Below are 4,877 nucleotides of genomic sequence, written 5' to 3'. Positions count from 1 at the left end.
CAAGGTTGTCCGTCTGCGTGGCGACTGCGTAGGCCGCGCCGGCAATGCTGGCGCGCCGCCCATCGAACAGCATGCGGGCCGAGTATTGCGGATCGTTGGAACCGTAGAGCAGCACGGCGGCATCGCGGGCGATCCGGCCTGCTTCCATCGGTCCTGCCGCGATGGCGATGCCGAGCGTGTCGAGCAGCAGGTAACGCGCCTGTTCCAGCACCGCTGTGGGGAAGACGCAAGCGGGACGGCGCAGCACGAAATCGGCAAGGCGCGTGAACGTATCGGAACTGACGACAGGCCCCTCACGCCGGTACGACGGCACAGCCACGCGCTTATCTCCCCTGTCTTCTCACAACATCATTAAATTGGGTTCATCGCGCAGGCACGCGATTAGTTTGGCGGCTTTGGCCAAAAATATTGATGCCATGTCGCTTGTCCGCGATTGAACGGCCGGTCGCCCATGCGATAGCTATGGACATTACGCAGCTGGAGACCGGGATGAAGCCGCCACCCCCCTTGAACTATATCCGCTCGTTCGAGAGTTCTGCCCGCCATTTGAGCTTCACCACGGCTGCCAAGGAACTGGGTTATACGCAAGCCGCGGTCAGCACGCATGTGCGCGCGCTCGAACACTATATCGGCCGGCAGCTGTTCATCCGCTATCCGCGCAGCCTGAAGCTGACCGAGATGGGGGAGGCGTTCCTGCCGACCTTGCGCCAGGCGCTCGACCAGATCGACCAGGCGACCGAAGCGATCGTGGCGTCCTCGCGAAACAAAACCGTGGTCGTCTCCTGTCCGATGAGCCTTGCGGAAAACTGGCTGGCGGGCTGCATGGCCGCGTTCCGCAAGAAGCATCCCGAGATCGAGATCGTGCTGCACGGCACGATCTGGGAAGACTTGAGCGAACAGATCGCCGACATCACCATCTCGACGCGGCGCTTCGACGACCGGCCGCCTTCGGCGATCCCGCTCTGGAACGACGAGCTGGTCCTGCTCTGTGCCCCGAGCATGCTCGAGGGCGAGCATGCGCTGAAGACGCCGCAGGACATGCTCAAGGTGGACTGGATCTTCGTGCATGGCCGGCAGGAATACTGGCAGGTGGTGACCGAGGCGCTCGGCGTCGACATGGAGGACCACGACAAGGGCCTGTCGACCAACGCCTCCAACATCGCGCTCGAACTGGCTGCCATGGGCGCCGGCCTAGTCGCCACGCAACGCTCTCTATCTCACGCCTATATGCATCGCGGGCTGCTGGTCGAGCCGTTTCCGGTGCGGCCGCCAAGCCCCTGGAATTACTATCTGACCGAGAGCCAGCTCTCGAAGGGAAACATTGCCCGCACGGTCAGGGAATGGATCCTGTCCAGGGCCAGGGAGGACGCCGCCCGACCTTAGAGTTTGACGCAATTCCGGACGGAAAACCGTTACACACTTTTCCTGGAATTGCTCCAGCACCGGTTTCAGCCTCAAAAAATTGGCGCGCCAATGGCATTGTTTTTTTAGGCCTTAACGGCCGGTTTTCTGCGGTTTGTGAAGGGCCGAGCCCTTCCGGGATTTTTGCATCGCCCCTAACATGCGTGCCGCAAGGGGAATGCAACGGGCAAAAAGCCCTGAACCGGAGAACAACGATGACAATGTTCAAGAGCAACGGTGACCGCGTCCCGGCGGTCATCGAAAGCTACGCAGCCGAAGTCAAGAAGGGCGGAATGGACCGCCGCGAATTCCTGGCCATGGCCAGCGTGATGGGCGCTTCCACGGCGCTCGCCTATTCGATGGCGGGGATCGAGCCGGCCAAGGCCGCCGCACCGTTGCCCGGCAAGAAGGGCGGCATCCTGAAGATGCAGATGATCATCAAGGACATGAAGGATCCGCGCGCCTGGGACTGGTCGGAGATCGCCAATGTCATGCGCCAGTGCAACGACTACATGATCCGCTACACCACCGACTTCACCTTCGAGGGCCATCTGGTCGAGAGCTGGGAGGTAAGCGACGACGCCACCGAATACACGCTGCATCTGCGCAAGGGGGTGAAATGGTCGAACGGCGACGACTTCAATGCCGACGACATCGTCTACAACATCGAACGCTGGTGCGATAAGACGGCCGAAGGCAATTCGATGGCCGGCCGCATGAGCTCGCTGATCGATCCCGCCACCAAGAAGGCCGCCGCCGGCGCAATCACCAAGGTCGACGACCATACGGTGAAGCTGAAATGCCGCCAGTCGGACGTCACCATCATCCCCGGCTTTTCCGACTATCCGGCGGTCATCGTCCATCGCGACTTCGACAAGAACGGCGCCGACATGCTGAAGACGCCCGGCACCGGCCCCTATGAGCTGATCTCCTACAAGGTCGGCGAGTCGGCTTCGGTGAGGCGGCGCAAGGACTTCACCTGGTTCGGCGGCGAGCCCTATCTCGACGGCGTCGACTGGGTCGACTATGGATCGGACGCCTCCAACCCCGCCATCGGCAGCGCCTTCGAGGCCGGCGAGATCGACTGCAACTACCAGACGGTCGGCGGGACCGTCGATCTCTATGACAGCATGGGCCTGGTCAAGGAGCAGGTGGTCACCGCCGGCACGATCGTGCTGCGCACCAACGTGACCAACAAGCCTTACGACGACAAGCGGGTCCGCAACGCTATCCAGCTCGCGGTCGACAATGAGACGGTGCTGAAGCTCGGCTATAGCGGTCTCGGCCAGGTCGCCGAAAACCATCACGTCTGCCCAATCCATCCGGAATATTACGAGCTGCCCAAGGTTCCGCGCGACCTGGCCAAGGCCAAGGCGCTGATGGCCGAGGCCGGCCAGACGGACCATGAGTTCGAGCTGATCTCCTACGACGCCGACTATGTGAAGGACCCGGCCGACGTCGTCGCCGCGCAGATGCGCGACGCCGGCTTCAAGGTCAAGCGCACCATCATCCCGGGCTCATCGTTCTGGAACGACTGGACGAAATATCCGTGGTCGACCACCGACTGGGGCATGCGGCCGCTGGGCGTGCAGGTGCTGGCGATCGCCTATCGCAGCGGCGAGGCGTGGAACGAGTCCGGCTATGCCAATCCTGAGTTCGACAAGAAGCTCAACGAGGCGATGGCCGTCGCCGACCCGGCCAAGCGCAAGGAGCTGATGAAGGAGGTGGAGTTCATCCTGCAGGACTCCGGCATTCTGGTTCAGGCGTTCTGGCGGTCGCTCTACCGCCACCATGCCACCTATGTGAAGAACCTCGGCATGCACCAGACCTTCGAGCTGCAACTAGACAAGGTCTGGCTGGACAAGGCCTAGATCGGGCGGATCGATGCAATATTCAGGGGCGCATCCGCGCCCCTGAATTCACCGGCGACTGCGATCGATCAGTCAGCTAAATGAAATCCCAAAGCGCTGCCAAAGAGCGCGAAGCAAGTCGCCGAACAAAGGGAAGAAAGCTCAATTATGCGTACTCATGCACAAGCCGTTGTCATTGGCGGCGGCCTGATCGGCTGCTCGATCCTTTATCATCTCGCCAAGTTCGGCTGGACGGATGTCGTGCTTCTGGAGCGCAGCGAGCTGACCTCCGGTTCGACTTGGCACGCGGCGGCCAACATCCACGGCCTGCATGATTCCACCAACATCAGCCGGCTGCAGCACTACACGATGGCGCTCTACAAGGAGCTGGAGGCCGAGACCGGCCAGGGCTGCGGCATCTTCCAGCCGGGCTCGCTCTATCTCGCCCAGACCGAGGCGCGCGAGCATCAGTTGCGGCTCCAGGAAGCCAAGGCGCGTCGCTACAAGATGAATTTTTACGAGGTCGGCCGCGACGAGGCGGAGCGGCTGCATCCGCTGGTCGATTTCGGCGGCATTCGCTGCATCATGTATGAGCCGGAGGGCGGCAATGTCGATCCGTCCGGCGTGACGGCGGCCTATGCCGCGGGCGCGCGCCAGCGCGGCGCCCAAATCCATCGCTTCACGCCGGTCACGGCGACGGAGGCGCAAGCGGACGGCAGCTGGATCGTGCGCACGCCGAAGGGCGACATCCGCACGCAATGGGTGGTCAACGCCGCCGGCCTGTGGGGCAGGGAGGTCGCCGCCATGGCCGGGCTGCAACTGCCGCTGATCCCGACCGAGCACCAGTATTTCGTCACCGAGACCATTCCCGAAATCGCCTCCATGGGCCGGCGCCTGCCTTCGGTCGCCGACCGCGACGGCGAATATTATCTGCGCCAGGAGGGCCTGGGGCTGCTGATCGGCGCCTATGAGCGCAACATGAAGTTCTGGGCCGAGGAAGGCACGCCGCTGGATTTCGGCCACGAGCTGTTTCCCGACGATCTCGACCGCATCGAAGAAAACATGATGCGCGCCGTCCAGCGTGTCCCCGCCGCCGCCACAGCCGGCGTCAAGAAGGTGATCAATGGCCCGATGATCTGGTCGCCTGACAGCGCGGTGCTGTTCGGGCCGGTGCCGGAGCTCAGCAATTATTTCTGTTGCAACGGCATCATTCCCGGCTTCTCGCAGTCGGGCGGCATGGGCAAGCTCGCCGCCGAATGGCTGATCGAGGGCGAGCCTTCGCTCGACATGTTCGGCTGGGACATGGCGCGGTTCGGTCATTGGGCGGGCAAGTCCTTCACCAAAGCGCGCGTGCAGGACCAGTACAGCCACCGTTTCAAGATCCATTTCCCCAACGAGGAGCGCGCCGCCGGCCGTCCGGTGCGTACCCGGCCGGTTTACGACATGCAGAAGGAGATGGGCGCCGTGTTCGGCCTCAATTTCGGCTGGGAACATCCGTTGTGGTTCGCCGCGGCAGGCGAGCCGCGCGAGGAGACGGTCGGCTTCACGCGCCAGAACTGGTGGGGGCCGGTGGGTCGCGAGGCGCGCATGCTGCGCGAACATGCCGGCATCATCGACATCTCCAAT

Annotated in this window: 4 protein-coding genes; 3 read left to right on the top strand and 1 reads right to left on the bottom strand. The window is 62.8% G+C overall.

The window, feature by feature from the left end:
* The coding region (locus EOA28_RS24985) for an MmgE/PrpD family protein (protein WP_245501588.1) at window positions 1-319 on the bottom strand (319 nt) is incomplete at its 3' end.
* A gap of 170 nt (window positions 320-489) precedes the next feature.
* Between EOA28_RS24985 and EOA28_RS24980 the strand changes: the two genes are divergently transcribed.
* From EOA28_RS24980 to EOA28_RS24970, 3 genes are all read left to right on the top strand, one after another.
* Window positions 490-1,383, top strand: a complete 894-nt coding sequence (locus EOA28_RS24980) for a LysR substrate-binding domain-containing protein (protein ID WP_126082271.1) — start codon at window positions 490-492, stop codon at window positions 1,381-1,383.
* Window positions 1,384-1,616: 233 nt separating this feature from the next.
* Window positions 1,617-3,272 carry an ABC transporter substrate-binding protein gene (locus EOA28_RS24975; protein ID WP_127250229.1) on the top strand — a complete coding sequence of 552 codons (1,656 nt, stop codon included), beginning with the start codon at window positions 1,617-1,619 and terminating at the stop codon, window positions 3,270-3,272.
* Window positions 3,273-3,419: 147 nt separating this feature from the next.
* Window positions 3,420-4,877 (top strand): FAD-dependent oxidoreductase (locus EOA28_RS24970; RefSeq protein WP_128315393.1); only part of this gene is annotated, 1,458 nt, incomplete at its 3' end.

Source organism: Mesorhizobium sp. M2A.F.Ca.ET.067.02.1.1 (assembly GCF_004023285.1).
Classification (GTDB): Bacteria; Pseudomonadota; Alphaproteobacteria; order Rhizobiales; family Rhizobiaceae; genus Mesorhizobium.
Note: the sequence above shows the minus strand (reverse complement) of the source record. Positions and strands in the feature narration are given on the sequence as shown.

Coding starts and splice junctions, on each gene's coding strand:
- EOA28_RS24980 (WP_126082271.1), top strand. CDS start 490: ATGAAGCCGCCACCCCCCTTGAACTATATCCGCTCGTTCGAGAGTTCT.
- EOA28_RS24975 (WP_127250229.1), top strand. CDS start 1,617: ATGACAATGTTCAAGAGCAACGGTGACCGCGTCCCGGCGGTCATCGAA.